This is a genomic window from Mesorhizobium sp. C277A (genome assembly GCF_040324395.1).
Taxonomy (GTDB): Bacteria; Pseudomonadota; Alphaproteobacteria; order Rhizobiales; family Rhizobiaceae; genus Mesorhizobium.
Genome location: NZ_JAMYVW010000002.1, coordinates 4598461 through 4622627, shown reverse-complemented (window position 1 = coordinate 4622627; position 24167 = coordinate 4598461). Strand labels below are relative to the sequence as shown.

Genomic DNA, 24167 nt, shown 5'->3' with positions numbered 1-24167 from the left:
CGTTGCGTGTCAGGGCAGGCGGTTGGCCTTCTGCAAGGCTTGCTTTGTCTGATCGTCGGTCAGCCCTTGCAGGAAATCGTCCATCTCCGGATCGATAAGGCCGGCGCGGCGGGCGACCACATACCACGCCCCGGCCAGGATCAGGTCGGGGTCGGTTCCGATGCCGCCCATATAGAGCTTTGCCAACCGGTTCTGGGCAGCGACATTGCCGCCTTCAGCTGCCTGCTTCATCCAGTTGAAGCCGGATTTCAGGTCGCGAACACCGCCCCGGCCCTCGATCATCCAGGCGGCAAGATCGATCTGCGCGGTGTCGTAGTTCTGCCTGGCAGCCTGTGCCAGCAAGCTGCGGGCCTTTGCATCGTCGCGGGTTTTGCCGCCGACGCCATTGGCATAAACCTGCGCCATCGCATACTGGGCGTCGGCAAGCCCTGTCGCCGCGGCACGCTCATAATAAGGCACAGCCCTGGCGATGCCGGCATCGCCCGGATCCTGCTGCACGAGCAATTGCGCGAAGTTGAACTGCGCCAGCCGGTTGCCGGCCTCGGCGGCGGCCTGCATCAACGCATAAGCTCCCTTCTCGTCCTTCTTGACGTAGCGGCCGTCGAGCAGCATCAGCGCATACTGGAACTGCGATTCAGGAATCCCCTGCTCGGCGGCCTGCGCATACCATTTGGCGGCTTCCGCTGGGTTGAGCGGCACGCCCAACCCGCGCGACAGGATCTCGGCCACCAGCGTTTGCGCCGCCGGGTCGCCATTCTTGGCCCGCACCAGCGCCAGATTGTAGGCGGTCTTGTAAAGACCGCGCTGGAAAGCGCCATAGGCGGGGTCCGCCGGCTTGGCGCCGAAACGCTTTGGGTTGATCGCGTCGGCCGACGGCAGCGGCGCGGTTGTCGCGGGCTGCGGCAGCGGGGTGTCGATCGGCTTGTCGATATGGACGCCGGAATCCGTGGCACCGGCTTTCGGGGCACCCGTATCGGGGGCGACCGCATCCGGCACGCTGAGGGCGGGCGCGCTGGTGTCCGGCCTCGGCTGCGGCAGCGGAACGGTTTCCGCCGCGATCGCTGCCCCGCTCATCAAGGCCGCAACGAGAACCGCGAGAGGAAGTCCAGGTCGGCGCACGTCAGCCCTCGAAGCGCGGCGCGGTTTGGTCGAGCAGCGCATTGGCGGCGGCAATCGCCGCCTTCGGATCGGCGCCTTCGGCCAAGACGGCGCTGGACAGCGCCACGAACTCGGCGCCAGTGGCGGCCACCGCTTCTACCGAAGCGATGGCGGAACCGGCCATGACGACGCAAGGGATCTCAATCACGTCCGCCCACCATTGCCCGAGCGACAGGTTGCGCGGATGCGGTTCCGGCTTGTTGTCGTAGCCGAAGCGGCCGAAGAAGATGTAGTCGGGCCTGGTTTCGCCGAGTTCCAGCGCGTCGTCGCGCGTCTTGGCGCCGCCGGCGCCGACCATCATCTTGCCCTGGAAGTGTTCGATGGTCTCGGCGAGCGCGTCCTTGGAAACCTCGACATGAATGCCGTCGGCCTGGACACGGCCGGCAATGCGGGTATCGCCGGCGATGATGACGGCGATGCCGGCCGCTTGCGCGGCCGGTACGATCTGTTCTGCGAAGGCCTGGAAGGCAGCCTCGTCCATGCCGTTCTCAGGCAGGATCAGGGAAGCGATATCACCGCCGTCGAAGGCAGCCGCAATGCGCTGCGCCGGAGCGTCCTTGGGTGCGATCAGCACGATGCGGCAGCGGTTGGGGGGTGTTGCGTCGTTCATGGCTTTCGATCCCGGGTTTCGCCTATGCCGGGCGAAGATGGTTGCATTGCGGCATAGAACAAAGCGCCCGCCTTGAACAGGCGGGCGGGGATCGATGAGATGGCTTTGGTTTACGATAGCCCGCAAGAAGACGCTCTGCCGCTCATTTGACGGCTTGCGGGCTTTCGACCGTTGGTTTGGCTTTCCACAAAGTCCAGCCGAGGTTCATGCCGGCGGCGGCGACCAGGATCGCGGCGGCGCCGACGAGCTGGGCCGGATGCAGCCGGTGGCCGAAAGCCATGACATCGACCAGGATCGCCACGACAGGATAGATGAAGGACAGCGACCCCTGCAGATGCGTCGGCAGTTTCTGGATGGCGGCGTACATCAATATGTACACCAGGCCCGTGTGAACGACGCCAAGCGTGGCCAGCATGGCCCAGCTCCAGGCATCTGCGGGCAAATGCGAGAGGTTGGCGAAGGGCGCCAGCATGACGACGCCGACGCAGACCTGGATCAGCGCGATCAGATGCGGCGGGGTGCCCTTGAGCTTCTTGGCGACGATTGCCGCGACAGCCCAGAAGAAGGCCGCTCCGAGCGCCATGACGATGCCGATGACATAATCTGTGCCGGTTATGCCGGAACCGACACCCGCATCGGGCCCTGTCTGCACGATCAGCAGCATGCCGGCGAAGGCGATGCCGAGCCAGGTCAGCTTGGCCAGGGTCAGCCGCTCGCCGAAGAACAGCGCGCCGAAGCCGACCAGCATGAAGGGCTGCGTGTTGTAGACCGCCGTGGCAATCGAGATCGAGGCGCGGGAGAAGGCGCTGAACAGCAACAGCCAGTTGATGACAATGGCCGCGCCGCCAAGAGCGGCGATGGCAACAATGCGCAGCGTCAGCCTGCCGCGCAGCAGCCCGAGTGCCGCGCAGGTGATCAGCAGCGCCACCGCTCCGAAAGCGCAGCGCCAGAACACCACGTCCATAACGGGCTGGCCCGACATGACGACAAACCAGCCGATCGTGCCGACGATCGTCATCGCCGCCGTCATCTCGATCGTGCCGCGTACCGTGTTGTCCATGACAATACCTCTGTTGAGGCCATAATCTCATGCCGTCTTGAGGGTTTATATGCCCTATGAAAGGTTATAAGAGGACAACACCTTATTTAATAAGGCGCGCGCTGTCCTTTTGCGAGGAGATGAAAATGCTGGACGAGTTGGACAGAAAGCTTCTCGACATCCTGATCCTGGATTCGCGGACTTCGTTGAAGGATCTGGCGCAGCAGGTCGGGCTGTCGTCGCCGAGCGTCTCGGAACGGCTGCGGCGGCTCGAGGAACGCGGCGTCATCCGCGCCTTCACCATCGAGATCGACCCGGAAGCGCTGGGGTTTCCGTTGCAGGCGATCGTGCGGGTGCGGCCACTGCCGGGCAAGCTGCATATCGTCCAGAAGCTGATCGAGGAGATCCCGGAATTCGGCGAATGCGACAAGGTCACCGGCGACGACTGTTTCGTGGCCCGGCTCTACGTGCGCTCCATCGGCGAGCTCGACAAGCTTCTCGACCGCATCGCCGACAAGGCGGAGACCAGCACCGCCATCATCAAGGCGCAGCCGATCCGGCGCCGTCCGCCGCCACTGAATTAAGCTCCAGCTTGTAGCCGATGTGGCTGGCCTTGAAGCCGAGCCGGTCATAGAAGCGATGCGCGTCCTGGCGGCTCTTGTTGGTGGTCAGCTGGACAATCTTGCAGCCGCGTTCACGGCACTGTTCGATCGCCCATTCCAGCAGACGCTGTCCCAGCCGTTCGCCGCGGCGGTCTGCGACGACGCGCACAGCCTCGATCTGGCCGCGCAAGGCGCCCTGCAGCGACAGCCCGGCGAGATAGCTGATCTGCAACGTGCCGATGACGCGGCCGCTATCCGTCATCACGGCAAGAAACTGGTTGGGGTCGGCGTCGATGGCGGCAAAGGCGTCGCGATAGGCCTTGGCGAGTGGTTCGGTCGCATCCTCGCGGCTGCGGCCAAGCGGATCGTCGGCGAGCATGACTACGATGGCAGACAGGTCGGCCGCTTCGGCGCGGCGGATGTGGGGTTCGCTCATTGTCAAAAACCTGGGGGTCAAAAACCTGGGGCCAAAACCTGATGCAGCGGGGACGGCGCCCTTATGCATCGGCGGCGATCTTGCCGCAAATCCGGAACCGTCGCTTTACGCACAGTTGATCGACCCGGCCCGGCATTTTCCCGGTCGCGGCGCAAGGGTTTTTGGGCTATTGCAGGGCAACCGTCTTCCCTCCAGCCATTTTCAGCTCATGTCAGGTCTGCTCGCCGATCCGTGGTTTTATGCCGCCGCCATTCCGGCGGTGATACTTGTCGGGCTGTCGAAAGGCGGCTTCGGCGGCGCTGTAGGCTTCGTTGGCGTGCCTTTGATGGCGCTGGCCATGCCGCCGGTGCAGGCGGCGGCCATCCTGCTGCCGATCCTGTGCCTGATGGACATCGTTTCGGTGTGGACGTGGTGGGGTGTGTATGACAGAAAGATGCTGGTCGACATGATGCCGGGCGCGGTGATCGGCATTGGGCTCGGCTGGCTGACGGCAGCGCTCGTCACCGAAGAGATGGTGCGGCTGATCGTCGGCGCTGTCGCGCTGATCTTCGTGCTGCGCTGGCTCTATCTCCAGTTCCGCCACGGTTCCGACCATGCGGCGGCGCCCAACCGCATCGCCGCCGCCTTCTGGGGCACCGTCGCCGGCTTCACCAGCTTCGTCGCCCATGTCGGCGGGCCCCCCTTCCAGGTCTATGCGCTGCCGATCCGGCTCGATCCGAAGGTGCTGTCGGGGACATCGGCGATCTTCTTTGCCGCCACCAACGCGCTGAAGCTGATCCCCTACTTCGCGCTTGGCCAGTTCGACACCGCCAACCTGACGGCGTCGGCCGTGCTGATGCCGCTGGCGCCGCTGGCCACCATCGCCGGCGCCTGGCTGGTGCGGCGCATGCGGCCGGAGATTTTTTATCCCTTCACCTACGCGACCGTGGCCGTGGTCGCGGTCAAGCTGCTTTGGGACGGGATCGCCGGCCTGCTCTAAATCCCGCTCAGGCGGCTGCCGGTTTGGTTCGCGGGGCGCTCGCAAAGGTCAGCGATGCACCACCCATGACCACGACCGCCATTGCGCCGAGAGTGGCGATGTCGTGCGCGGTCGGCTTCAGCACCATGTCGGCGACGACGACGATCATGATGACGAAATCGAACTTGACGATCCGTATCATGCGGCGCCCAAACGCTATGGCAGCCGGGGTCATGCCGTCCGCGGCAAGCATTGTGGCAAGCTTTTCGAACGAAGGCTTCAGCACGAGTATACCGGTCAGAAACGCGGCGGCGTAGCCGCAAAGGCCGATGACGACCCAAAGGTCGGAGAAGCCGGTCCTTAGCGAAGTCAGCACCAGGCCAGAAGCCAGGGTCGCGACGGACGCCGGCACGAACAGACGCAAGCCGAGTTTGTCCGTCATTCTCAGCATGACCATCAGCGTCTCGTCGTCGCCGGCGCGATCGGCGAGTATCGAAACCAGCAGCATGGCGAAACCGCCGCCGAGCCAGAGGATCGCTGCCATGACATGCAGGAATTTGAAGAGAGAATACCAGTCCATTGCCGCTCCTTGTGCATCGTTCCGGGGGTAAACGCTGCTTTCGCGCGTCTGCTTCCGAAGGAGGGCGGATTATCTCCGTACATGTATCCAGAAGATGCCGCGTGGGTGCCGGCTTGTTGCGGTGGCGCCGTCGCCGGATTTTACCGCCAGCCCGCACAATACCCGGCATTTGCCGGATAGACGCCGTGTCGGCATTGGCTGGTTTCGCGGCATGATCCTGAAACCTGCGGGGACTAAGCCGCTCGCGACCGACGCTCCATTTTGGCCGCGCGCGGTCGGACCAAGTCTGCAACAACCAACGAGGGTATCCCATGTAAGGCGTAGCACGAAATTTCTTCACCCTGGCCGTCATCTATTCCCTCTGCGGCATGGCGCTCGGCCTGGATATGGCGATCTCCAATGACCATGGGCAGATGCCGACCCACGCGCACACCATGGTGGCGGGCTGGCTGATGTCGGCGGTGTTTGCTTTCTTCTACCACCTGTTTCCAGCGGTCGGGCAAAAGACGATTGCGGTCGTGCATTTCTGGCTGACGGCAATCTGCGGCATCGCACTGATGATCGGGCTTTACTTTGAACTTGCCGGCCATCCGGAGATCGAGCCGGTGCTGGGTTCCTCCTCGATGGGCTTTTATGCGGCAATGCTGCTGTTCGCCTTCATTTCCTTGCCGGCTGTATGGAAGAAGGCATGAACAAGCTGACGATCAGGCTTCGGGGGTCGTTGTGCTGATACGGCACAGAAGGGCAGCGGTCGATCAAGAAATATCCGCGCCGTTAAGGGTTCATTAAGCTTTACAGGTGTTTACTATGTCCATCCAGTGATCTGGATTCTTACCGAGTGGTTGGAGCCACTTCGTTTGACGCCTCCCTGTTAAACTCCTGAGAGCCGCCTTATCCGCGGCTCTTTTTTTGTCTGCTTTTGGTCCGCTTGGCGCCCCTGCGCAGGCGTTAACCGTTTGTTAAACATGTGCTTGCCTTCGCCGGCGGCGAAGCGCATTTTCAAGCTTCAGTCATCTAGGGTGCCGGCGTGACGGCGAGAAGCCGAATCAGCCGACGGGGCAGTGCAGGGGCGTATCGATGAACGAGCCTTCGAAGGGCATCGCGAAAACCATCAAGCTGGCGGAACGCCGGGTTTTCTCCCAATCCTTCAAACCGCTCTACCAGGAAGGCATGGGCCTGGTCGAACAGGCAGCCGAGTATCTTGACGGCAAGGGCCGTGCCGAGGCCAAGAAGCTGTCCAGGCTGGCGGCGACGCTCTATGCGGCCGAATCGATGCGGCTGACCACAAGGTTGATGCAAGTCGCCTCCTGGCTGCTTTTGCAGCGGGCGGCAAATTCCGGCGAGATGACCCGCGACCAGGTCGCTTCGGAAAAATCCAAGGTGCGTCTCGACACCGCCTCGGCGCATGACGAAGCGGTCGGCTGGGGCGAACTGCCGAAGGATTTCCTCGACCTCGTCACCCGCTCGCTGCGCCTGCAGGCGCTGGTGCGCCGCATGGACGAAGAGATCTATGGCGGCGCGTTTGCCGAGACGCCTGCCGCCGCCCGCCGCGTCAATCCGGTTTCCGACCAGATCACGCTGCTGAATACGGCTTTCGCTCGAGGTTAAACGCTTCCCGTTTCTGGTTTGTTCACATTTCCCTGACATCGCTGTGCGCCGGAGGTAGACTTCGCGCATGAGGGAAGCGATTCGCATTATCGGTATCGATCCGGGGCTGAGGCGCACCGGATGGGGCATCGTCGAGAGCCTCGGCAACTCGCTGCGCTTTATCAGTTCCGGCACTGTACGCTCCGACGACAAGGCGGCGCTGGCGACACGGCTCTGCCAATTGCATGACGGGCTGGCCGAGATCCTGCATGCGGCCATGCCGCAGGAAGCGGCCGTCGAGCAAACCTTCGTCAACAAGGATGCGGTGGCGACACTGAAGCTCGGCCAGGCGCGCGGCATAGCCATGCTGGTGCCGGCGCGCGCCGGCCTTGTCGTCGCCGAATATGCCCCCAATGCCGTCAAAAAGGCGGTGATCGGCGTTGGCCATGGCGACAAGAAGCAAATCCACATGATGGTCAAGGTGCTGTTGCCGAAAGCCGTTTTCGACACCGAACATGCCGCCGACGCGCTAGCTATCGCCATCTGCCACGCGCATCACCGGCAAAGCGTCGCCTACAGGATGGCGCTGGCATGAGGGATCACGCATGATCGGCAAATTGAAAGGCACGCTGGACGAGATCGACGAGGATTTCTGCCTCGTCGATGTGCACGGCGTCGGCTATGTCGCCTATTGCTCGGCGCGCACGCTGGCCGCGCTGCCTTCGCCCGGCGAGGCGGTGGTGCTGTTCATCGAGACCTATGTGCGCGAGGACATGATCCGGCTCTACGGTTTCCAATCGGTGCTTGAGCGCGAATGGTTCCGGCTGTTGATGAGCAATGTGCAAGGCGTCGGCGCCAAGGTGGCGCTGGCCATCCTGTCGACGCTGGCGCCGGCCGACCTCGCCAATGCGATCGCGCTGCGCGACATCGCCATGGTCAGCCGCGCGCCCGGCGTCGGCAAGAAGGTGGCCGAGCGCATCGTCACCGAATTGAAGAACAAGGCGCCGGCCTATGCCGGAACCGCCTCCGGCGCCATCGGCCTGAAGCAGGAACTCGGGGAAGGCGTGGCGCCGGCGCCCATCACCGACGCCGTCTCGGCGCTGGTCAATCTCGGCTATTCGCGCGACACCGCAGCCAATGCTGTCGCGGCGGCGCTGAAGACGGCCGGCGAGGACGCCGATGCCTCGAAGCTCATTCGTTTCGGGCTGAAGGAACTGGCGCGGTGAGTGATTGCTTGTCCGGTCCTTTGCCCTGTGCGAGGAAGGCCGCATGAGCCTTTCACCCCGCCTCATTGCCCCGGAAAAGCGCGGCGAGGATGCTGAGCAGACCTTGCGGCCGCAGACGCTCGCCGATTTCGTCGGCCAGGCCGCGGTGCGGGCCAACCTCAAAGTCTTCATCGAGGCCGCCAAGGGCCGCAGCGAGGCGCTTGACCATGTGCTGTTCGTCGGGCCGCCGGGGCTTGGCAAGACAACGCTGGCGCAGATCATGGCGCGCGAGCTCGGCGTCAATTTCCGCTCGACCTCCGGTCCGGTGATCGCCAAGGCCGGCGATCTCGCCGCACTTCTCACCAATCTGGAAGACCGCGATGTACTGTTCATCGACGAGATCCACCGGCTCAATCCGGCAGTCGAGGAAATCCTCTATCCGGCGATGGAGGATTTCCAGCTCGACCTGATCATCGGCGAAGGTCCGGCGGCACGCTCGGTCAAGATCGATCTTGCCCGCTTCACGCTCGTCGCCGCCACCACCAGGCTCGGCCTTTTGACCAACCCGCTGCGCGACCGTTTCGGCATTCCGGTGCGGCTCAATTTCTATTCTGTCGAGGAACTGGAGCAGATCGTGCGGCGCGGCGCCCGCATCCTGCAAATGCCGCTTCGCGCCGATGGCGCGCTGGAGATCGCACGTCGCGCCCGCGGCACGCCGCGCATCGCCGGCCGGCTGCTGCGCCGGGTGCGCGACTTCGCCTCCGTTGCCGGCGACGGTCACGTCGACAAGCAGGTTGCCGACGAAGCCCTGACGCGGCTGGAGGTCGACGCGCTCGGCCTCGACGCGCTCGACCGCCGCTATCTCTCGATGATCGCGCGCAATTTCGGTGGTGGGCCGGTCGGCATCGAAACCATCGCCGCCGGCCTGTCCGAGCCGCGCGACGCCATCGAGGACATTATCGAGCCCTATCTGATCCAGCAGGGTTTCATCCAACGCACGCCACGCGGCCGCGTGCTGACCGCCAATGCCTGGCGCCATCTCGGCCTCGACGCACCGAAGGATCTGGCGCAGCAGCAGATCAACCTGTTCCAGGAAGAGTAACGGAGATTTGTCCTCCGGAACGGGCTGTCTGCGCAGAATTTCCTCAAGCCTGCCAGCGTGAAGGCGCATTCCTGGATGCTATCGGGCGTCGTAGTGTCGGCGCGAACTGCTCCGATCAAGCGTCGGAGCCAGAAAAGTGATCACCAGACGCGGGTTCCTGAAATTCGTCGGGGGTTCGTTCCTCTCGCTGGCGTCGCTCAGTGCCTATGCGGTCGGCATCGAGCCGATGCTGTTGACCCATGTGAAGCGCTACCGGCTGACGCCGCCGCATTGGCCGGCGGGCTTGAAGCTGCGCGTTGTAGCACTTGCCGATATTCACGCCTGCCGCCCCTGGATGACGCCTGAGCGGATCGCTTCGCTCGTCGAGGGTGCGAACGTGCTGCAGCCCGATCTGATCGTACTGCTCGGCGACTATATCTCAGGCATGTCCCTGGTGACGAACCGGGTGGAGGCCCATGAATGGGCTCCGGCCTTGTCAGGACTGAAGGCGCCGCTTGGTGTCCTGTCGATCCTCGGCAATCACGACTGGTGGCACGATCCTTTCGCGCAGCAGGCCGGAGCGGGGCCGACTGTGGCGCGCAAGGCATTGGAGGAAGCCGGCATCTCGGTTCTGGAGAACGACGCTGTGCGTCTGGAAAAGAATGGATACGGCTTCTGGATCGCCGGACTCGCCGACCAGCTGGCCCTGTTACCGAACAAGGCCGCAGGCCGCGACAAATTTGAAGGCCTCGACGATCTCGACGGCACGCTGGCCAAGATCACCGACCAGGCACCGATCATCCTGCTTGCGCATGAGCCTGACATTTTCCCGAAAGTGCCGTGGCGGGTTTCGCTGACGCTGTCGGGCCACACACATGGCGGGCAGGTCAGGCTGTTCGGCTATTCACCGGTGGTGCCGTCCCGCTTCGGCAACCGCTTTGCCTATGGCCATGTCGTCGAGAATGACCGCAATTTGATCGTGTCAGGCGGGCTCGGCTTCAGCATCGCGCCGGTGCGCTTTGGCATGCGGCCGGAGATCCTGCAGATCGACCTCGGTTAGAGCATGCCGGTATTCAGGTGATGCCGGCCTGCAAATGAGGTGTTCCTGCGCTTCCGGTAGTCACGGACCAAAGTCCGCTCCGTTCCGGTTCTCGGACCCCTCATTTCCGACTCGGCCTGATCTGGATCTCGACATGCCCTAGGGCTAATGGAGCGAGCGGATTGCATCCATCACGGCGGGTTCGGCCTTTTCGCCGTTGAAGGCATCGACGATGCCGAAGGCGCCGCCAAAACTCCACACCGACCATGAGAAGCCATGCGCCTCGGCGCGCGCGATCATGTCCTTGACATAGGCGGCGCGGTATTTGGGCGGCATCACATAGGGGTTGCCATACTCCTGGCGGATCATGCCGAACTCGCCCAGCGTGATGTTTTCCGGCTTGATGGCGTTGGCCTTCGCCCAGGCCTCGACCTTTTCGAACGGCGCATCCATGACGCCGAGCAGCTTTTCGTCCGTGTCCATGCTGGCGGCTTGTTCATCGAGATAGGCGAGCAGGCCGTTCCGTTTGGTCCATGGCGCCTCGGCTTTTATCTTGGCGCGGATCGCATCCAGCGTCGCATCGAGCTCGGCGCGCGGCACCGCGGTCAGCGGATAGGGCAGCCCGGTAACATAAAGAATGAAATCGCCGGCCCAGGTCGCGCCCTGATGCGTCAGCAGGAACGGGTCGTAGGAGTGGAAGGTCCAGATGAGGTTGTCGTCGGGGATCGACTTTGGGTCGATCCTGACCAGCGAAGCCGCATTCGAATAACAGGCGCCGGTCAGGATCAGCGTCAGCCTGGTGGCCGAGGCGCGCGCGGCCGCGAACAGCTTTTGCTGACGCTCCGGCCACAGGCTGGTGCCATCGCTGTCGCAGTCGACGATAGGCTCGTTCATCGGCTCGAAAGCGACCTGCGCCGGGTCCTCAGTGGCAAGCGTGCGCGCCATTTTGCGGACGACCTCGACATAGGCGTCGAAGGTTGCGGGATCGTCCATCACCTGGCCCATGCCGATCTCGCGGCCGCCGCCGGCCGGGATCAGGTGCATGTCGACGATCACTTTCAGACCGGCCCGGTTGATCATGCGCGCCGAGTCCCGCACGCTGGCATAAAGGTCGTCACGCAGCGCCAGTGTCTGATCCGACATAAACGGCGAGGGATCGACCGGCATGCGCAGAAAGTCGAAACCGGCGGCCTTCAGCGCCTTGAGGTCACCCTCGTCGAGGAACTTGCGCCATTCCGGATAGGGCAGGATGGCTTGTCGGTCGTTCCATTTGTCTTCCCCGACCCAGGTCGTCCACTGGTCGAGGTTGAGGCCGCGCTTCATCGAAAAGCTCGCGGCCTGACCGGGAAGCGCAGACGCCGCCAGCACCAGCAGCGCTGCCATCAAGGTCTTGATCCTCGCCGTCAACAGTGCCATCCGGTTTGCTGCGCTGGTGATTTTGGCAAGACAGGTGCCCCGCCGGGGGCAAAAAGGAAAGCGCGATGGACGATCATGGTGAATCGGCGGCGCTTGCCGGCGGGCTTTCCGGAGCCTTGACGGAATTCGGCCATCGGCTGATGGCGCGGGTCTACTATGCCGACACCGACTTCTCCGGCGTCGTCTACCACGCGCGCTATCTCGAATTCTTCGAGCGCGGCCGCTCGGACTATCTCAGGCTGGCGGGCGTCCACCACACAGAACTTCAGGAAGGCAAGCACGGCGAACGGATCGTCTGGGTGGTGCGGCGGATGGAGATAGATTTCCGCTCGCCTGCCCGCATGGACGACATCCTGACCATCGACACATCGACGCAGGATATTTCCGGCGCTCGCATCGTCATGGCGCAGCAATTGAAACGCGGGACAGAGGTACTGGTCGAAGCAAAGGTCGAGGCGGCGATCATCGGCGAGAACGGCCGGCCGAAGCGCTTTCCGAAAGAATGGATCGCGGCCTTTCTACCAGGAGCAAGCTGATATCCAGGCCTGCCGGCCGGCAACGAGCGGCCAATCGGCAGCGCATTCGATTGTGGATGGATGGCCCGCGTCGTGCCTTGGCGCGGCAATGCGCCGCGCCATATTTCCTAACCCATCCTTAACCATAACGGTTCATGAAGAGATCGGTGAAGATTGGAAGAATCCGCGCGCCTTCCTTTCACCAATATTTGCCCTGAAAAGGCCGCCAACGGTGCATTTTGGGGTTAATCCGGAAGCCAAGCGCGAACGGACCACAAGGGATGCCCATGGGCCAGCCGCCAGCGATGCCCGGAAAATCTTAAGGACTGAAGCATGGAAACTACCGCACTCGCCGATCCGGCAGCGCAATTGTCGATTTGGGCGCTGTTCACACAGGCCAGCTGGGTGGTCAAGCTGGTCATGATCGGTCTGCTCTGCGCCTCGGTCTGGACCTGGGCGATCATCGTCGACAAGCTGGTCAGCTATGCCCGCATGCGTCTGTCGCTCAATCGCTTCGAACAGGTGTTCTGGTCGGGGCAGTCGCTGGAAGAGCTCTATCGCACGCTTGCCGACCGCAAGACCACGGGCATGGGTGCGATCTTCGTTGCGGCCATGCGCGAATGGAAGAAGAGCTTCGAGAAGGGGGCCAAATCGCCGCTCGGCCTGCAGACCCGCATCGACAAGGCGATGGACCTGGCGTTGACGCGCGAGATGGAGAAGCTGGAGGGCCGTCTCGGCTTTCTCGCCACCACTGGTTCGGCCGCACCCTTCATCGGCCTGTTCGGCACCGTCATCGGCATCATGACCTCGTTCCAGGCGATTGCCGGTTCGAAGAACACCAGTCTCGCGGTTGTTGCACCCGGCATTGCCGAAGCGCTGCTGGCGACGGCCATCGGTCTTCTCGCCGCCATACCGGCGGTTATCGCCTACAACAAGCTGTCATCCGACGCGAACAAGATCGCGGTGCGGATGGAAGGGTTCTCGGATGAGTTCTCCGCCATACTCTCGCGCCAAATCGATGAAAAAGTAGCGCCTAAGGGCTGAGGTAAGAAGATGGGTATGTCGGTTGGCATGGCAGGACGCGGCGGGCGCGGACACAGGCGGCGCGGCCGCCACCATGCATTGATGTCGGAAATCAACGTCACGCCGATGGTCGACGTGATGCTGGTGCTCTTGATTATCTTCATGGTCGCCGCACCTATGTTGACGGTCGGAGTGCCGGTCGACCTGCCGGAGACGAAGGCCAAGGCTATGAACGCCGACACCCAGCCGATCACCGTTTCGATCGACGCGGCCGGCAAGATTTTCCTGCAGGAGACCGAAATCCCAAGGGAAGAGCTGGTCGCCAAACTGCAGGCGATTTCCAAGACCGGCTACGAAGAGCGCATCTTCATCCGCGGCGACAAGGCGACCAACTATGGCGCCGCGATGGAGGTGATGGCCCTCATCCAGGCCGCCGGCTACAAGAATATCGGCCTGATTTCACTGCAGCAACAGGATCAGTAGACGCACGATGAAGACCGGCCTCACCACATCGGTGATACTGCATACGGTGGCACTGGCTTTCGGCCTGTTCACCCTGTCGGCGCCGGCCGCGCTGCCGTCCACGGATGTCGAGTCGATAGCGGTCGACATCGTTCCCATGGAAGCCATTGCGCAGACGCTGCAGGGCGACAAGAAGGCGGTGATGCACGAAAAGCCGGCGCCGATGCCGACCAAGCGTCCCGACATCGTGCCAGATGCACAGAAAATCGGCGAGAACAGCGTTGATACCGACAAGCCGGTGACGGACGAGCCCAAGCCGAAGCTGGTGGAGAAAACAGCGACGGCTGCTCCGGCGCCGACCCCGACCGAAAAGCCGAAGACCGAGGACACGCCGAAGCCAAAGGAAGCGCCGAAGCCGACACCTGCGACGGAGGTGGCGCCGGAGCCGCAGCCGAAGGAAGAGGTCAAGCCCGAGCCGGTGAAGCAGGTTGAACCGAAGCCGACCCCGGTGAAGGAGCCTGCACCAACACCGCAGCCGGACACGACCGCCGCCATAGAGCCGAAGCCACGCGTGAAGCCCGATGCGGTCGCCGAAGCCATATCGGATCAGCAGCCTCTGGAAGAAGCGCAGCTTCCGACTTCCGCTCCTGCTCCCGAAGCACGGCCGAAGCCGCAGCCGGCGCAGGCCGAAAGCGCGAAGGCACCGGACCGCAAGGACGCTGACAAGCCAGTCAAGGAAGCCTCGTCGAAGCCGAAGTCGGATGACAAGCAGTTCAATGAGGCTGACATCAAGGCTTTGCTCGACAAGCAGAAGCCATCCGGCGGCGGCGCCAAGCGCTCGACCCAACAGGCATCGCTAGGCGGCGACAAGGATCAAGGCCAGAAGCTGTCGAAGTCCGAGCAAGGGGCATTGGAAGAACAACTCGGTGGCTGCTGGACCCTCCCGGTTGGGCTTGAGGGTTCTGAGGATTTCACCGTGGTGATCCGTTTCAGCCTGGATGCCTCCGGCAAGCTGGAGGGCCGTCCGACCGTCGAGAAGTCCAGCGGCAACCCCCAGTTCGACAGCAGCGCGGTTCGCGCTGTGCAGAAATGCGATGTCGCCGGCCTGCAGGTGCCCGCCGGAAAGCATGACATTTGGTCCGACGTTCGCGTCAACTTCGATCCCAGAGCGATGCTTGGCCTGTAGCCTGAGCACCCAGAAATCAGCAAGAGAAGCGAGAAGACATGAAATCCATCCTCAAGCCGCTCCTGATGGTCGCCGCGATGGCGATGGGCATGAACGCCGTCGTCACCTTGCCTGCTCGAGCAACCCTCGAGCTCAACGTCAACAAAGGCAATGTCGAACCGATGCCGATCGCCATCCCAGATTTCCAGGGAGGGCTCGGCGCGCAGATTTCCGAGATCGTCACCGCCGACCTGAAGCGCTCCGGTCTCTTCGCACCGATAGACAAGAACGCCTTCATCGAGAAGATCGCCAATCCGGATGCGCAGCCCCGTTTCGACGACTGGAAGGTGATCAATGCGCAGGCGCTGGTCACCGGCAGCGTGAGCAAGGAGGCGGACGGCCGAATCCGCGCCCAGTACCGACTATGGGATATTTTTGGCAACCAGCAGATAGCCGGGGAGCAGTTTTTCGCCAACGACGCAAATCAACGCCGTGTCGCCCACATCATCGCCGATGCGATCTATGAGAAGCTCACCGGCGAGAAGGGCTATTTCGACACACGCGTCGTCTTCATCGACGAATCCGGCGCCAAGAATGCGCGTAAGAAGCGGCTCGCCATCATGGACCAGGACGGCGCCAATGTGCGCTATCTCTCCGATGGCCGCTCGATCGTGCTGACGCCGCGTTTCTCGCCGAATCGGCAGGAAATCACTTACATGTCGTATGAAAGCGGCCAGCCGCGGGTCTATCTGCTGCAGATCGAGACCGGACAGCGCGAACTGGTCGGCAACTTTCCCGGCATGACCTTTGCGCCGCGCTTCTCGCCCGACGGCCAGAAGGTGATCATGAGCCTGCTGCGCGATGACGGCAATTCCAACATCTTCGCCATGGACCTGCGAAGCCGCTCGACCACCCGGCTGACCAACTCGACCGCCATCGACACCTCGCCCTCTTATTCGCCCGACGGCAGCAAGGTGGTATTCACTTCCGATCGTGGCGGCCGTGCGCAGATTTATGTGATGGGCGCCGACGGCTCGGGCCAGACCCGCATTTCGTTCGGCGACGGCGTCTATTCGACGCCGGTGTGGTCGCCGCGCGGCGACCTCGTCGCCTTCACCAAGCAGACCGGCGGCGAATTCCAGATCGGCGTCATGAAGACCGACGGTTCGGGCGAGCGCATCCTCTCCTCGGGCTTCCAGCAGGAGGGACCGACCTGGGCGCCCAACGGCCGCGTGCTGATGTTCTTCCGCGACTCCGCCGGCGGCCCAAAACTGGTTTCCGTCGATCTCACCGGCCGCAACGAACAGTCGATCCCGACCGCGAATTTCGCGTCGGATCCCGCCTGGTCGCCGCTGCTGGAGTAGTTTCGGCCGAATTGCCACACCTGCTAAAAAGGGGCCCGTTTGGCCCCTTTTCCATTCATTAGTCGCGTTTCGGCCGCATTTCCGCCTAGGGTCCGCGCCAACTGTGACCGTGGATTTGAAGGTCGTGGACGGACGATCGAAACCAAACATTAACCGTATTTCTTGAATGCCGGTTAACCCAAACGTGGTTACTGGGTGATCAACGAAATCACTCGAAATACGATCACTCGAATACGAAGGAGAGGCGGCATGGGCCGTATCGCAGCACTTACCAGAAACCCGGCGATGATCGCCCTGATCGCGATGCTCGCCATCACCGGTTGCGCCTCGAAGAAAACCCCGAACAACGCTGCCGATCTCGGTCTCAATGGCGCGGGTGCCGCAACGCCGGGCTCGGCGCAGGACTTCACCGTCAACATTGGCGACCGCATCTTCTTTGACACGGACTCGACCGCGATCCGCGCCGATGCGCAGACGACGCTGTCGCGGCAGGCACAGTGGCTCAACCAGTACAAGCAGTACGCCATCGTCGTCGAAGGCCATGCTGACGAACGCGGCACACGTGAATACAATCTGGCTCTCGGCGCCCGCCGCGCCGCCGCCACCCGCGACTTCCTGGTCGCCAGGGGCGTTTCGGCGAGCCGCCTGAAGACCATTTCCTACGGCAAGGAACGTCCGGTCGCGGTCTGCGACGACATCTCCTGCTGGTCGCAGAATCGCCGCGCCGTCACCACGCTCTCCGGCGCCGGCTCCTGATGAGTAAGACGGCGGCCTTAGTCGCATAATTGCAACACCTCCATGCGAAAGGCGGCCTTGTGGCCGCCTTTTTTAGTTTCGGCCCCGGAAACAAACCCGGAAACAAAATTTGGCCGAAGTCTCGCCTCCTGCTAAGAGCCGAGGGCGTCGTGCCGGTCCCACTGTGATCGGAAGGCGCGAACAGGCTCACGATATTCACGGCGAGAGGCACATGCATTTCAGATCGGTCTTGAGCGGCACGCTTGCGCTGCTGCTCGTATCAGGCTTCGCGGCTTCCGCGAGCGGCACCGGACAACCCGCGGATAGCGGCTTTTCCTTCCATCTGCCGACGCTCGGCATTTTCGGCAAGAAGGAGAAGCCGGAGCAGCAACAGATCGCGCAGCAGCAGGACGGCACCGCCGCCGCGGGGCTGGAAGATCAGCTCCGGCAGATGAACGGCAAGCTCGAGGAACTCAACTTCCAGATCCTGCAGATGCAGGAGCAGATGCGCAAGCAGCAGGAAGACAACGAGTTCCGCTTCCAGCAGTTGGAAGGCGGCTCCAGCGGGCAGCCGCCGGCCCAGAAGAAATCGGAGGCCGCGCCGCAGGACGGTGGCGCGGGCACCGGCGTCGCCGAGGCCCCGGCAGACCAGGCGCCGGCCGATGCCGGCGCGCAGTCGGATGGCGGCCAGAGCGTCGGCGAGGTCATCGTCGAATCGCAGACCGGCGATCCCGGCAAGGTGATCAACGGCACGCCGCCCAAGACCTTCGGCACCATCACCGTCGACAAGAACGGCAATGTAATCGACGCCGGCGGCAACACGCAGGCAGCGGCGCCGGCGGAAGGTGCGGCTCCCGCCGCCGAGGCGCCGGCTGCCGGGGCTAAGACCGGCAAGTCGGACGGCACCGTGGTGGCGGCGCTGCCTGCCACCAACAACCCGGAAGAGATCTACCGCAACTCCTACCAGTTCATCCTGTCGGGCGACTACAGCACCGCCGAGCAGGGTTTTCGCGACCACATCGCCCGCTTCCCGAAGGACGCCAAGGCGGCGGACGCGCATTACTGGCTTGGCGAATCGCTGCTTGGCCAGCAGAAGTATCATGACGCTGCCGAGGTTTTCCTCTCCGCCAGCAAGGACTATCCGAAGGCCAAGAAGGCGCCTGACATGCTCCTGAAGCTTGGCGTGTCGCTGGTCGGCCTCAAGCAGAAGGATGTCGCCTGCGCCACCTTCGGCGAGATCGGCAAGCGCTATCCCGATATTTCGGCCGCGCTCAAGGAACGCGTCAAGCAGGAGAGGGCGCTGGCGGCGTGCTAGTCTTTGCCGTGTCGTCCCTGAACCGGGACCACTTTTGCGCGACATGCATTGATGCTCGATACCGAGCCTGACCTTTCGAATTTTTCGCAGATCGACTTTACCAACGGCGCGCTTGCGGCCGTGTCCGGCGGCAGCGACTCGACCGCCCTCCTTCTTCTCCTCAAGGCTCACCTCGACCGCAGCGCCCCGACAGCCCGGCTGATGGCGGTGACGATCGACCACGGCCTGCGTCCGGAAGCAGCAGTCGAAGCGCGCAGCGTGGCAAAGCTTTGTGCCGAGCGCGGCATCGCGCACCGGACGCTCAACTGGTCCGGCACCAAGCCGTCGGCCGGCCTGCCCGCGGCGGCGCGCGAGGCGCGCTACCGGTTGCTGGCCGAGGCAGCGCAGGCGCAAGGCATTGGTGTGATCGTGACCGGCCACACCGCCGACGACCAGGCCGAGACCGTCCTGATGCGAGCCGCGCGGAATGATGGGCGAGAGCTTGCAGGCCGAGGTCTGGCCGGCATGGCGCCTGCCACTCTCTATGACTGGCGGACCTGGATCGCGCGGCCGCTGCTCGGCGCTCGGCGCGCGGCGTTGCGCGCCTTCCTGCAGCGCGAACATGTCGGCTGGGTCGAGGATCCGACCAACATCGACACGAATTTCGAACGCGCGCGCATCCGCGCCGTGCTCGGCGAAGACCGGAGCGGGCAGCGTTTTGCCGAAGCGATCGGCCTGGCCAGGCGGGCCGCCGGCGAGCGCGAACAACTCGGTCGCCGCGCCGCCGCCCTGATCGGTGAATTTGCCAGCCGGCCGGCGAGGGGTCTCATCCGTCTCGATCCCGGTCTTGCCGAAGCTGACGACACGCGAGCCGCGGTCTATGCGCTGCGTGTCCTGCTGGCGGCGACGGGCGGCACCGCCTTGTTGCCGGACCAGGCGCGCGGCGAAGCGCTGTTCGAGCAAATGCGGGCCGGACCGCTTTGCGCCACATTGTCGCGGACGGTGGTCGATATCAGGCGAAACGGCATCTTCCTGCGCCGTGAATCGCGCGACCTGCCGCGTTCCGCGCCGGCAGCTGGCACTCTGCTCTGGGACGGTCGCCGGCGGATCACGCCAGACATTGAAGCCGGGGCGATCACATTGGGCGACAGTCCGGGTGCATGGTTGATCGCGCCGCTTGGCGCCGCTGCCGCCGCCAAAACGCCGATTGCCGGGGATGGCGCGCCGCCAAGCCTTGTGCGCGCCGCCCTGGCTGCGGAACCGGCGCTGTGGCGCGGCGGCGAATGCCGTGGTTTTGCAGAGGATGTAGCGTCGGCGCCGGCAGCCGCCGTCAGCCCCGCCGTTGCCCCCTTTGCCCGTTTCCTGCCGTGCTTCGATCTGGTGTTGGCGCAGGCCGTCGCCGAGTTGATCGGCGCACCGCCTGTCCCGGCTTGCCCTTTGGCCGCCACAGTGCCGGTTGATCATGGCGCGAAAGCTTAACCCAGACGTGCTGTTATGCTTGGCAAGGGGGGGCGCTCTCCCTATGTTAGGCGCAAGTTTCCTCTCATGACGCGTGTCCCAGCGGGCACCAACGGGACAATTGATGAATCCGAATTATCGCAATCTCGCGCTCTGGGCGATCATAGCGGTCCTGCTCATTGCTCTCTTCAATCTGTTCCAGACGCCACAGACGCGTGGGGCCTCCACCGACGTTCCCTACTCGCAGTTCCTGCAGGAGGTCGCGGCGGGCCGGGTCAAGACGGTGGTCATCACTGGACCCCGCATCACGGGCACCTATAGCGACAACGCCAACGGCTTCCAGACGTATTCGCCTGGCGATCCGCAGCTGGTCTCGCGGCTGCAGGACAAGAACGTCACCATCAATGCGCGCGCTGAGAACGACGGCTCGGGCGGGTTGATCAGCATGCTCCTCTCGTGGCTGCCGATGATCCTGATCCTTGGCGTGTGGATATTCTTCATGCGCCAGATGCAGTCCGGCTCTGGCCGCGCCATGGGTTTCGGCAAGTCGAAGGCCAAGCTTCTCACTGAGGCGCATGGCCGCGTCACCTTCCAGGATGTCGCCGGCGTCGACGAGGCCAAGGAAGATCTGGAGGAGATCGTCGAGTTCCTGCGCGATCCGCAGAAGTTCCAGCGCCTCGGCGGCAAGATCCCGCGCGGCGTGCTTCTGGTCGGACCTCCCGGCACCGGCAAGACGCTGCTCGCCCGCTCCGTCGCCGGCGAAGCGAATGTGCCGTTCTTCACCATTTCGGGTTCCGACTTCGTCGAGATGTTCGTCGGCGTCGGCGCAAGCCGTGTCCGCGACATGTTCGACCAGGCCAAGAAGAATGCTCCCTGCATCATCTTCATCGACGAAATCGACGCTGTCGGCCGCCATCGCGGCGCCGGCCTCGGCGGTGGCAATGACGAGCGCGAACAGACGCTGAACCAGCTGCTGGTCGAGATGGACGGCTTCGAGTCCAACGAGAGCATCATCCTGATCGCCGCCACCAACCGGCCCGACGTGCTCGACCCGGCGCTGCTGCGTCCGGGCCGTTTCGACCGCCAGGTGGTGGTGCCGAACCCCGACATCGTCGGTCGTGAGAAGATCCTCAAGGTGCATGTGCGCAACGTGCCGCTGGCGCCGAATGTCGACCTCAAGGTGATCGCACGCGGCACGCCGGGCTTCTCGGGCGCCGACCTGATGAACCTGGTCAATGAATCCGCTCTGATGGCGGCGCGCCGCAACAAGCGCCTTGTCACCATGGCCGAGTTCGAGGACGCCAAGGACAAGATCATGATGGGCGCCGAGCGCCGCTCGTCGGCCATGACCCAGGCCGAAAAGGAGCTCACGGCCTATCACGAGGCCGGCCATGCCATCCTGGCGCTCAACGTGCCGTCGGCCGATCCGCTGCACAAGGCGACCATCATCCCGCGCGGCCGCGCGCTCGGCATGGTCATGCAACTGCCGGAAGGCGACCGCTATTCGATGAGCTACAAATACATGATCTCACGGCTCGCCATCATGATGGGTGGCCGCGTCGCCGAGGAGTTCAAGTTCGGCAAGGAGAACATCACCTCGGGCGCGTCCTCGGACATTGAGCAGGCGACAAAGCTGGCGCGCGCCATGGTCACGCGCTGGGGCTTCTCCGACAAGCTCGGCCATGTCGCCTATGGCGACAACCAGGAAGAGGTTTTCCTCGGCCATTCGGTGGCGCGCACGCAGAACGTCTCGGAAGAGACCGCGCAGATCATCGACGCCGAAGTGCGCCGGCTGATCGACGAGGCCTATGTCACGGCCAAGTCCATCCTGACCAAGAAGAAGAAGGAATGGATCGCCCTGGCGCAGGGCCTGCTCGAGTACGAGACGCTTTCGGGCGAAGAGATCAAGCAGCTGATCGCCGGCCAGAAGCCCGCGCGAGATTTGGGGGATGATACCCCCACAAGCCGCGGCTCGGCTGTGCCGAAGTCCGGCCGCCGCAAGAAGGGTCCCGAGCCCGAAGGCGGCATGGAGCCTCAGCCGTCGAGCTGAGCTGACATCACTTGATGCAAGAAAACGCCGCGGCTCAATCCGCGGCGTTTTGCTATTCAGGGTCTCTCAAAGAGCATGCGGGGCGGATGCATTTGCTTTGCCGGGGCGCACACCGTCAGTCCGGCCAGCATGTTGCTTGCCCCATCTGGCCAGTGGGATCAGGGCATTGTCCAGCTCGATGCCGAATTCGGTAATCGAGTATTCGACCCTCGGCGGCACCTCGGGAAAGACTTCGCGATGGACGATGCCGTCGGCCTCCATTTCGCGCAGCTGTTGGATCAGCATCTTTTCGCTGATGTCAGGCACCAGCCGCTTCAGCTCACCGAATCGTGCCGGCGCCTTGTGAATCTGCCAGAGCAGTAGCGCCTTCCATTTGCCGCTGATGACCTCAAGCGCCGGCCCCAATCCGCAACTATCTGGCTGTTTCTTTCCCATGTTTCATCCAATTCTGAGCAATCGGTGGGTAGCTTACATTTTTGTCGGTACTTGAGAAAAACCAAGCCGGTCCATAGCTTCAAACCAGCTCGCCGGCATCGGCGAACACCACAACATCATATCGGTACCTCGCTTCGACCTGCAAAGGCCGTCGGCGGCCGGATTTTGTCAAAAAGGGATGGATCATGACACGATACGCAAACAAGAAGGCCGTTGTCATCGGCGGGACGCACGGCATGGGGCTCGCCGTTGCCGAAGCCCTGATCGAAAGCGGCGCCGAGGTCCTGGTCACCGGCCGCGACCAGCGCAACATCGAGGTCGCGCGAGCCAAGCTGCTTTCGCGAGCTCATGTCGTGCGGTCCGATATCTCAGACATGGCCGATATCGTCACGCTCGGTGCCGAAGTGGGGCAGAAGCTTGGCCAGATCGACTTCCTTCACGTCAATGCCGGGGTGGCCAATCTCGAACCTGTGGAGCGGGTCACCGAGGACAGTTACGATCGCACCTTCGACATCAACACCAAAGGCGCATTCTTCACCGCGCAGCGCCTGCTGCCCCTCATCAGGGATGGCGGCGCCATAGTCTTCACCTCGTCGATCGCCGACGAATCCGGCACCGGCGGCATGAGCGTCTATTCCGGATCGAAGGCGGCACTGCGCGCCTTCGCCAAGGTCCTGGCCGCCGAGCTTCTGCCGCGCCGCATCCGCGTGAATGTGGTCAGCCCTGGTTTCATCGATACGCCGACGATGGGTGTGGCCGACGCCTCGGCCGAGGAGCGGGCCGCCTTCATGGCGATCGGCGACGCGGTCACGCCGATGAAGCGCCACGGCACGATGGAGGAGGTGGCGCGCGCAGTGCTGTTCCTGGCGTTCGACGCGACCTTCACCACGGGCGCGCGGCTGACCGTGGACGGTGGCCTTGGCCAGGGCCTGAGCCCGACACCGGCGTAACCGCGCAACCAAACCAAGGAGAAGCAGAATGAGCGACATAACAGTAATCGGTCTCGGCGCCATGGGCACGGCGCTTGCCGAAGCCTTTCTGAACCAGGGACATGCGGTGACGGTGTGGAACCGTTCTCCGGCAAAGGCTGAGGCTTTGGCAGCCAAGGGCGCCATTGTGGCCAAGAGTGTCGAGGAAGCCGTCAGATCGAGTCCACTGATCGTGGCGTGCCTGCTTGTCTATGACACCGCTCATCTATGATATCTCGCTTCTGAGCGGCATGTACGGCATGTTCGCGGGCGTTCTGCAGGCGTTGGCATTGACGGGCGCAGCAGGAATCCCGGCCGGCGAGTTCATGCCGCTGCTGGCCTCCTGGCTTCAGTCGATGCAAGGCCTGCTGCCGAAATGGGCGGAACAGATCGACAGTGGCGATCACACCAGCAATGTCGTTTCCAACCTGGGCATGCAGGCTGATGCCTACGTCAATGTCATCGATGCCAGCAGGTCGGCTGATGTCAGCACCGAACTCGTCTTGCCGATGCAAAGCCTGATGAAGCGCGGGGTGGCTGCCGGCCAGGCCAATGCCGATCTTACAAGCCTGAGGCCCGCCAACCTTGCGGTTGGGGGCCTTCGATCTTCAAACGCTGCTGGTCGATCAGCTCTTCAGCTTGGCGTTGCAGAGGCTGTAATAGCCGCCGCCCTTCTGGATCCAGCGAAGGCCGTTCAACGTACCCGCGTCCTTGTTGCCGTGGTAGCTCTGCAGGCAGGTCTTCATCCGCGCCTTCGAGGGCTTCTCGGTCTTGAATTCGGCGGTGAGGGTGGTCGGGAATGTCACGCCCGTCGGCGCTACAGCGGGGGCTACCGCCGCGCTGGTTTCCTTCTGCGGCTGCGGCTCGGTTTTGACCGCATCCGCATTGGCACTCTCCGCAGCTGACGTCGCACACTTCTCTGTGCGGAAAGCGGTCCAATCCATGCCGTTCAGAGTGCCGCCTTCCTTGGCTGTGCGATAGGCCTCG

General features: G+C 63.3%; 27 protein-coding genes. 20 read left to right on the top strand and 7 right to left on the bottom strand.

Features of this window, described 5'->3' with window-relative positions:
- Nucleotides 1-9: 9 nt before the first annotated feature.
- The 3 genes from NKK52_RS22775 to NKK52_RS22765 all read right to left on the bottom strand — a co-directional run bounded on the left by NKK52_RS22775 (nt 10) and on the right by NKK52_RS22765 (nt 2828).
- Complete coding sequence (locus NKK52_RS22775) at nt 10-1074, bottom strand: tetratricopeptide repeat protein (RefSeq protein WP_198031512.1); 1065 nt, start codon at nt 1072-1074, stop codon at nt 10-12.
- 46 nt (nt 1075-1120) lie between these two features.
- Entirely contained in the window at nt 1121-1768 is a 648-nt protein-coding gene (locus NKK52_RS22770; RefSeq protein WP_023684171.1) for a thiamine phosphate synthase, read from the bottom strand.
- 142 nt (nt 1769-1910) lie between these two features.
- A complete protein-coding gene (locus NKK52_RS22765) occupies nt 1911-2828 on the bottom strand; it encodes a DMT family transporter (protein ID WP_023684172.1) in 918 nt (305 codons plus the stop codon).
- A gap of 125 nt (nt 2829-2953) precedes the next feature.
- On the opposite strand from NKK52_RS22765, the gene NKK52_RS22760 reads away from it, so the two are divergent.
- On the top strand, nt 2954-3391 hold the full coding sequence (locus NKK52_RS22760; protein WP_023704892.1) for an Lrp/AsnC family transcriptional regulator: 438 nt from the start codon (nt 2954-2956) through the stop codon (nt 3389-3391).
- On the opposite strand, the gene NKK52_RS22755 is transcribed toward NKK52_RS22760, so the two are convergent.
- Nucleotides 3348-3845, bottom strand: coding sequence for a GNAT family N-acetyltransferase (locus NKK52_RS22755; RefSeq protein ID WP_023684173.1), 498 nt, complete (start codon nt 3843-3845; stop codon nt 3348-3350). The genes NKK52_RS22760 and NKK52_RS22755 overlap by 44 nt on opposite strands.
- Before the next feature lie 208 nt (nt 3846-4053).
- Here NKK52_RS22755 and NKK52_RS22750 point away from each other — a divergent pair, with 208 nt between their 5' ends.
- On the top strand, nt 4054-4824 hold the full coding sequence (locus tag NKK52_RS22750; protein WP_023668765.1) for a sulfite exporter TauE/SafE family protein: 771 nt from the start codon (nt 4054-4056) through the stop codon (nt 4822-4824).
- 7 nt (nt 4825-4831) lie between these two features.
- Here NKK52_RS22750 and NKK52_RS22745 read toward each other — a convergent pair whose 3' ends face one another.
- The gene (locus tag NKK52_RS22745) at nt 4832-5383 is read right to left on the bottom strand and encodes a DUF2269 family protein (protein ID WP_023684174.1); all 552 of its coding nucleotides are present in this window, start codon (nt 5381-5383) and stop codon (nt 4832-4834) included.
- Between the two features lie 368 nt (nt 5384-5751).
- Here NKK52_RS22745 and NKK52_RS22740 point away from each other — a divergent pair, with 368 nt between their 5' ends.
- The 6 genes from NKK52_RS22740 to NKK52_RS22715 all read left to right on the top strand — a co-directional run bounded on the left by NKK52_RS22740 (nt 5752) and on the right by NKK52_RS22715 (nt 10316).
- On the top strand, nt 5752-6075 hold the full coding sequence (locus NKK52_RS22740) for a hypothetical protein (protein ID WP_023716072.1): 324 nt from the start codon (nt 5752-5754) through the stop codon (nt 6073-6075).
- Between the two features lie 385 nt (nt 6076-6460).
- Nucleotides 6461-6991, top strand: a complete 531-nt coding sequence (gene rcdA, locus NKK52_RS22735) for a protease adaptor protein RcdA (protein WP_023684175.1) — start codon at nt 6461-6463, stop codon at nt 6989-6991.
- Nucleotides 6992-7058: 67 nt separating this feature from the next.
- On the top strand, nt 7059-7565 hold the full coding sequence (gene ruvC, locus NKK52_RS22730) for a crossover junction endodeoxyribonuclease RuvC (RefSeq protein ID WP_023668769.1): 507 nt from the start codon (nt 7059-7061) through the stop codon (nt 7563-7565).
- Nucleotides 7566-7575: 10 nt separating this feature from the next.
- Nucleotides 7576-8196 carry a Holliday junction branch migration protein RuvA gene (gene ruvA, locus NKK52_RS22725; protein WP_023684176.1) on the top strand — a complete coding sequence of 207 codons (621 nt, stop codon included), beginning with the start codon at nt 7576-7578 and terminating at the stop codon, nt 8194-8196.
- A gap of 43 nt (nt 8197-8239) precedes the next feature.
- Entirely contained in the window at nt 8240-9277 is a 1038-nt protein-coding gene (gene ruvB / locus NKK52_RS22720) for a Holliday junction branch migration DNA helicase RuvB (RefSeq protein ID WP_023716073.1), read from the top strand.
- Between the two features lie 136 nt (nt 9278-9413).
- Nucleotides 9414-10316 carry a metallophosphoesterase gene (locus NKK52_RS22715; RefSeq protein WP_023684177.1) on the top strand — a complete coding sequence of 301 codons (903 nt, stop codon included), beginning with the start codon at nt 9414-9416 and terminating at the stop codon, nt 10314-10316.
- Nucleotides 10317-10460: 144 nt separating this feature from the next.
- Here NKK52_RS22715 and NKK52_RS22710 read toward each other — a convergent pair whose 3' ends face one another.
- Nucleotides 10461-11711 (bottom strand): glycoside hydrolase family 5 protein, encoded by a 1251-nt coding sequence (locus NKK52_RS22710; protein ID WP_023684178.1) that lies wholly within the window; start codon nt 11709-11711, stop codon nt 10461-10463.
- Nucleotides 11712-11776: 65 nt separating this feature from the next.
- Here NKK52_RS22710 and ybgC point away from each other — a divergent pair, with 65 nt between their 5' ends.
- From ybgC to ftsH, 9 genes are all read left to right on the top strand, one after another.
- Complete coding sequence (ybgC, locus tag NKK52_RS22705; RefSeq protein ID WP_023824259.1) at nt 11777-12247, top strand: tol-pal system-associated acyl-CoA thioesterase; 471 nt, start codon at nt 11777-11779, stop codon at nt 12245-12247.
- Between the two features lie 312 nt (nt 12248-12559).
- Nucleotides 12560-13270, top strand: a complete 711-nt coding sequence (gene tolQ, locus NKK52_RS22700) for a protein TolQ (protein WP_023673844.1) — start codon at nt 12560-12562, stop codon at nt 13268-13270.
- Between the two features lie 9 nt (nt 13271-13279).
- Nucleotides 13280-13732 (top strand): protein TolR, encoded by a 453-nt coding sequence (gene tolR / locus NKK52_RS22695; RefSeq protein WP_023673843.1) that lies wholly within the window; start codon nt 13280-13282, stop codon nt 13730-13732.
- A gap of 7 nt (nt 13733-13739) precedes the next feature.
- Nucleotides 13740-14897: a cell envelope integrity protein TolA gene (gene tolA / locus NKK52_RS22690; RefSeq protein ID WP_023684181.1), complete on the top strand. Its 1158-nt coding sequence runs from the start codon at nt 13740-13742 to the stop codon at nt 14895-14897.
- Between the two features lie 38 nt (nt 14898-14935).
- Nucleotides 14936-16240, top strand: coding sequence for a Tol-Pal system beta propeller repeat protein TolB (gene tolB / locus NKK52_RS22685; RefSeq protein ID WP_023673841.1), 1305 nt, complete (start codon nt 14936-14938; stop codon nt 16238-16240).
- Nucleotides 16241-16489: 249 nt separating this feature from the next.
- On the top strand, nt 16490-16996 hold the full coding sequence (pal, locus tag NKK52_RS22680) for a peptidoglycan-associated lipoprotein Pal (RefSeq protein ID WP_023684182.1): 507 nt from the start codon (nt 16490-16492) through the stop codon (nt 16994-16996).
- Nucleotides 16997-17207: 211 nt separating this feature from the next.
- Nucleotides 17208-18290: a tol-pal system protein YbgF gene (gene ybgF, locus NKK52_RS22675; RefSeq protein WP_023733018.1), complete on the top strand. Its 1083-nt coding sequence runs from the start codon at nt 17208-17210 to the stop codon at nt 18288-18290.
- A 51-nt stretch (nt 18291-18341) separates the two neighbouring features.
- Nucleotides 18342-19748 carry a tRNA lysidine(34) synthetase TilS gene (gene tilS, locus NKK52_RS22670; protein ID WP_023716078.1) on the top strand — a complete coding sequence of 469 codons (1407 nt, stop codon included), beginning with the start codon at nt 18342-18344 and terminating at the stop codon, nt 19746-19748.
- Between the two features lie 103 nt (nt 19749-19851).
- A complete protein-coding gene (ftsH, locus tag NKK52_RS22665; RefSeq protein ID WP_023684183.1) occupies nt 19852-21777 on the top strand; it encodes an ATP-dependent zinc metalloprotease FtsH in 1926 nt (641 codons plus the stop codon).
- Nucleotides 21778-21843: 66 nt separating this feature from the next.
- Here the strand turns inward: ftsH and NKK52_RS22660 are convergent, their stop codons facing one another.
- On the bottom strand, nt 21844-22212 hold the full coding sequence (locus tag NKK52_RS22660) for a winged helix-turn-helix transcriptional regulator (RefSeq protein WP_023684184.1): 369 nt from the start codon (nt 22210-22212) through the stop codon (nt 21844-21846).
- 185 nt (nt 22213-22397) lie between these two features.
- On the opposite strand from NKK52_RS22660, the gene NKK52_RS22655 reads away from it, so the two are divergent.
- The 3 genes from NKK52_RS22655 to NKK52_RS32260 are packed head-to-tail and all read left to right on the top strand — an operon-like array spanning nt 22398 to nt 24085.
- Complete coding sequence (locus tag NKK52_RS22655) at nt 22398-23162, top strand: SDR family oxidoreductase (RefSeq protein ID WP_023684186.1); 765 nt, start codon at nt 22398-22400, stop codon at nt 23160-23162.
- Between the two features lie 28 nt (nt 23163-23190).
- Entirely contained in the window at nt 23191-23412 is a 222-nt protein-coding gene (locus tag NKK52_RS22650) for an NAD(P)-binding domain-containing protein (RefSeq protein WP_198031514.1), read from the top strand.
- Nucleotides 23393-24085 (top strand): imine reductase family protein, encoded by a 693-nt coding sequence (locus NKK52_RS32260; RefSeq protein ID WP_210164784.1) that lies wholly within the window; start codon nt 23393-23395, stop codon nt 24083-24085. Before NKK52_RS22650 ends, NKK52_RS32260 begins: the two co-directional genes overlap by 20 nt.
- Nucleotides 24086-24167: the final 82 nt, after the last annotated feature.

Bases quoted from the DNA above. Each gene is read 5' to 3' on its own strand.
- NKK52_RS22775 (WP_198031512.1), bottom strand. From the start codon at position 1,074: ATGAGCGGGGCAGCGATCGCGGCGGAAACCGTTCCGCTGCCGCAGCCG.
- NKK52_RS22770 (WP_023684171.1), bottom strand. From the start codon at position 1,768: ATGAACGACGCAACACCCCCCAACCGCTGCCGCATCGTGCTGATCGCA.
- NKK52_RS22765 (WP_023684172.1), bottom strand. From the start codon at position 2,828: ATGGACAACACGGTACGCGGCACGATCGAGATGACGGCGGCGATGACG.
- NKK52_RS22760 (WP_023704892.1), top strand. From the start codon at position 2,954: ATGCTGGACGAGTTGGACAGAAAGCTTCTCGACATCCTGATCCTGGAT.
- NKK52_RS22755 (WP_023684173.1), bottom strand. From the start codon at position 3,845: ATGAGCGAACCCCACATCCGCCGCGCCGAAGCGGCCGACCTGTCTGCC.
- NKK52_RS22750 (WP_023668765.1), top strand. From the start codon at position 4,054: ATGTCAGGTCTGCTCGCCGATCCGTGGTTTTATGCCGCCGCCATTCCG.
- NKK52_RS22745 (WP_023684174.1), bottom strand. From the start codon at position 5,383: ATGGACTGGTATTCTCTCTTCAAATTCCTGCATGTCATGGCAGCGATC.
- NKK52_RS22740 (WP_023716072.1), top strand. From the start codon at position 5,752: ATGGCGCTCGGCCTGGATATGGCGATCTCCAATGACCATGGGCAGATG.
- rcdA (WP_023684175.1), top strand. From the start codon at position 6,461: ATGAACGAGCCTTCGAAGGGCATCGCGAAAACCATCAAGCTGGCGGAA.
- ruvC (WP_023668769.1), top strand. From the start codon at position 7,059: ATGAGGGAAGCGATTCGCATTATCGGTATCGATCCGGGGCTGAGGCGC.
- ruvA (WP_023684176.1), top strand. From the start codon at position 7,576: ATGATCGGCAAATTGAAAGGCACGCTGGACGAGATCGACGAGGATTTC.
- ruvB (WP_023716073.1), top strand. From the start codon at position 8,240: ATGAGCCTTTCACCCCGCCTCATTGCCCCGGAAAAGCGCGGCGAGGAT.
- NKK52_RS22710 (WP_023684178.1), bottom strand. From the start codon at position 11,711: ATGGCACTGTTGACGGCGAGGATCAAGACCTTGATGGCAGCGCTGCTG.
- ybgC (WP_023824259.1), top strand. From the start codon at position 11,777: ATGGACGATCATGGTGAATCGGCGGCGCTTGCCGGCGGGCTTTCCGGA.
- tolQ (WP_023673844.1), top strand. From the start codon at position 12,560: ATGGAAACTACCGCACTCGCCGATCCGGCAGCGCAATTGTCGATTTGG.
- tolR (WP_023673843.1), top strand. From the start codon at position 13,280: ATGGGTATGTCGGTTGGCATGGCAGGACGCGGCGGGCGCGGACACAGG.
- tolA (WP_023684181.1), top strand. From the start codon at position 13,740: ATGAAGACCGGCCTCACCACATCGGTGATACTGCATACGGTGGCACTG.
- tolB (WP_023673841.1), top strand. From the start codon at position 14,936: ATGAAATCCATCCTCAAGCCGCTCCTGATGGTCGCCGCGATGGCGATG.
- pal (WP_023684182.1), top strand. From the start codon at position 16,490: ATGGGCCGTATCGCAGCACTTACCAGAAACCCGGCGATGATCGCCCTG.
- ybgF (WP_023733018.1), top strand. From the start codon at position 17,208: ATGCATTTCAGATCGGTCTTGAGCGGCACGCTTGCGCTGCTGCTCGTA.
- tilS (WP_023716078.1), top strand. From the start codon at position 18,342: ATGCTCGATACCGAGCCTGACCTTTCGAATTTTTCGCAGATCGACTTT.
- ftsH (WP_023684183.1), top strand. From the start codon at position 19,852: ATGAATCCGAATTATCGCAATCTCGCGCTCTGGGCGATCATAGCGGTC.
- NKK52_RS22660 (WP_023684184.1), bottom strand. From the start codon at position 22,212: ATGGGAAAGAAACAGCCAGATAGTTGCGGATTGGGGCCGGCGCTTGAG.
- NKK52_RS22655 (WP_023684186.1), top strand. From the start codon at position 22,398: ATGACACGATACGCAAACAAGAAGGCCGTTGTCATCGGCGGGACGCAC.
- NKK52_RS22650 (WP_198031514.1), top strand. From the start codon at position 23,191: ATGAGCGACATAACAGTAATCGGTCTCGGCGCCATGGGCACGGCGCTT.
- NKK52_RS32260 (WP_210164784.1), top strand. From the start codon at position 23,393: ATGACACCGCTCATCTATGATATCTCGCTTCTGAGCGGCATGTACGGC.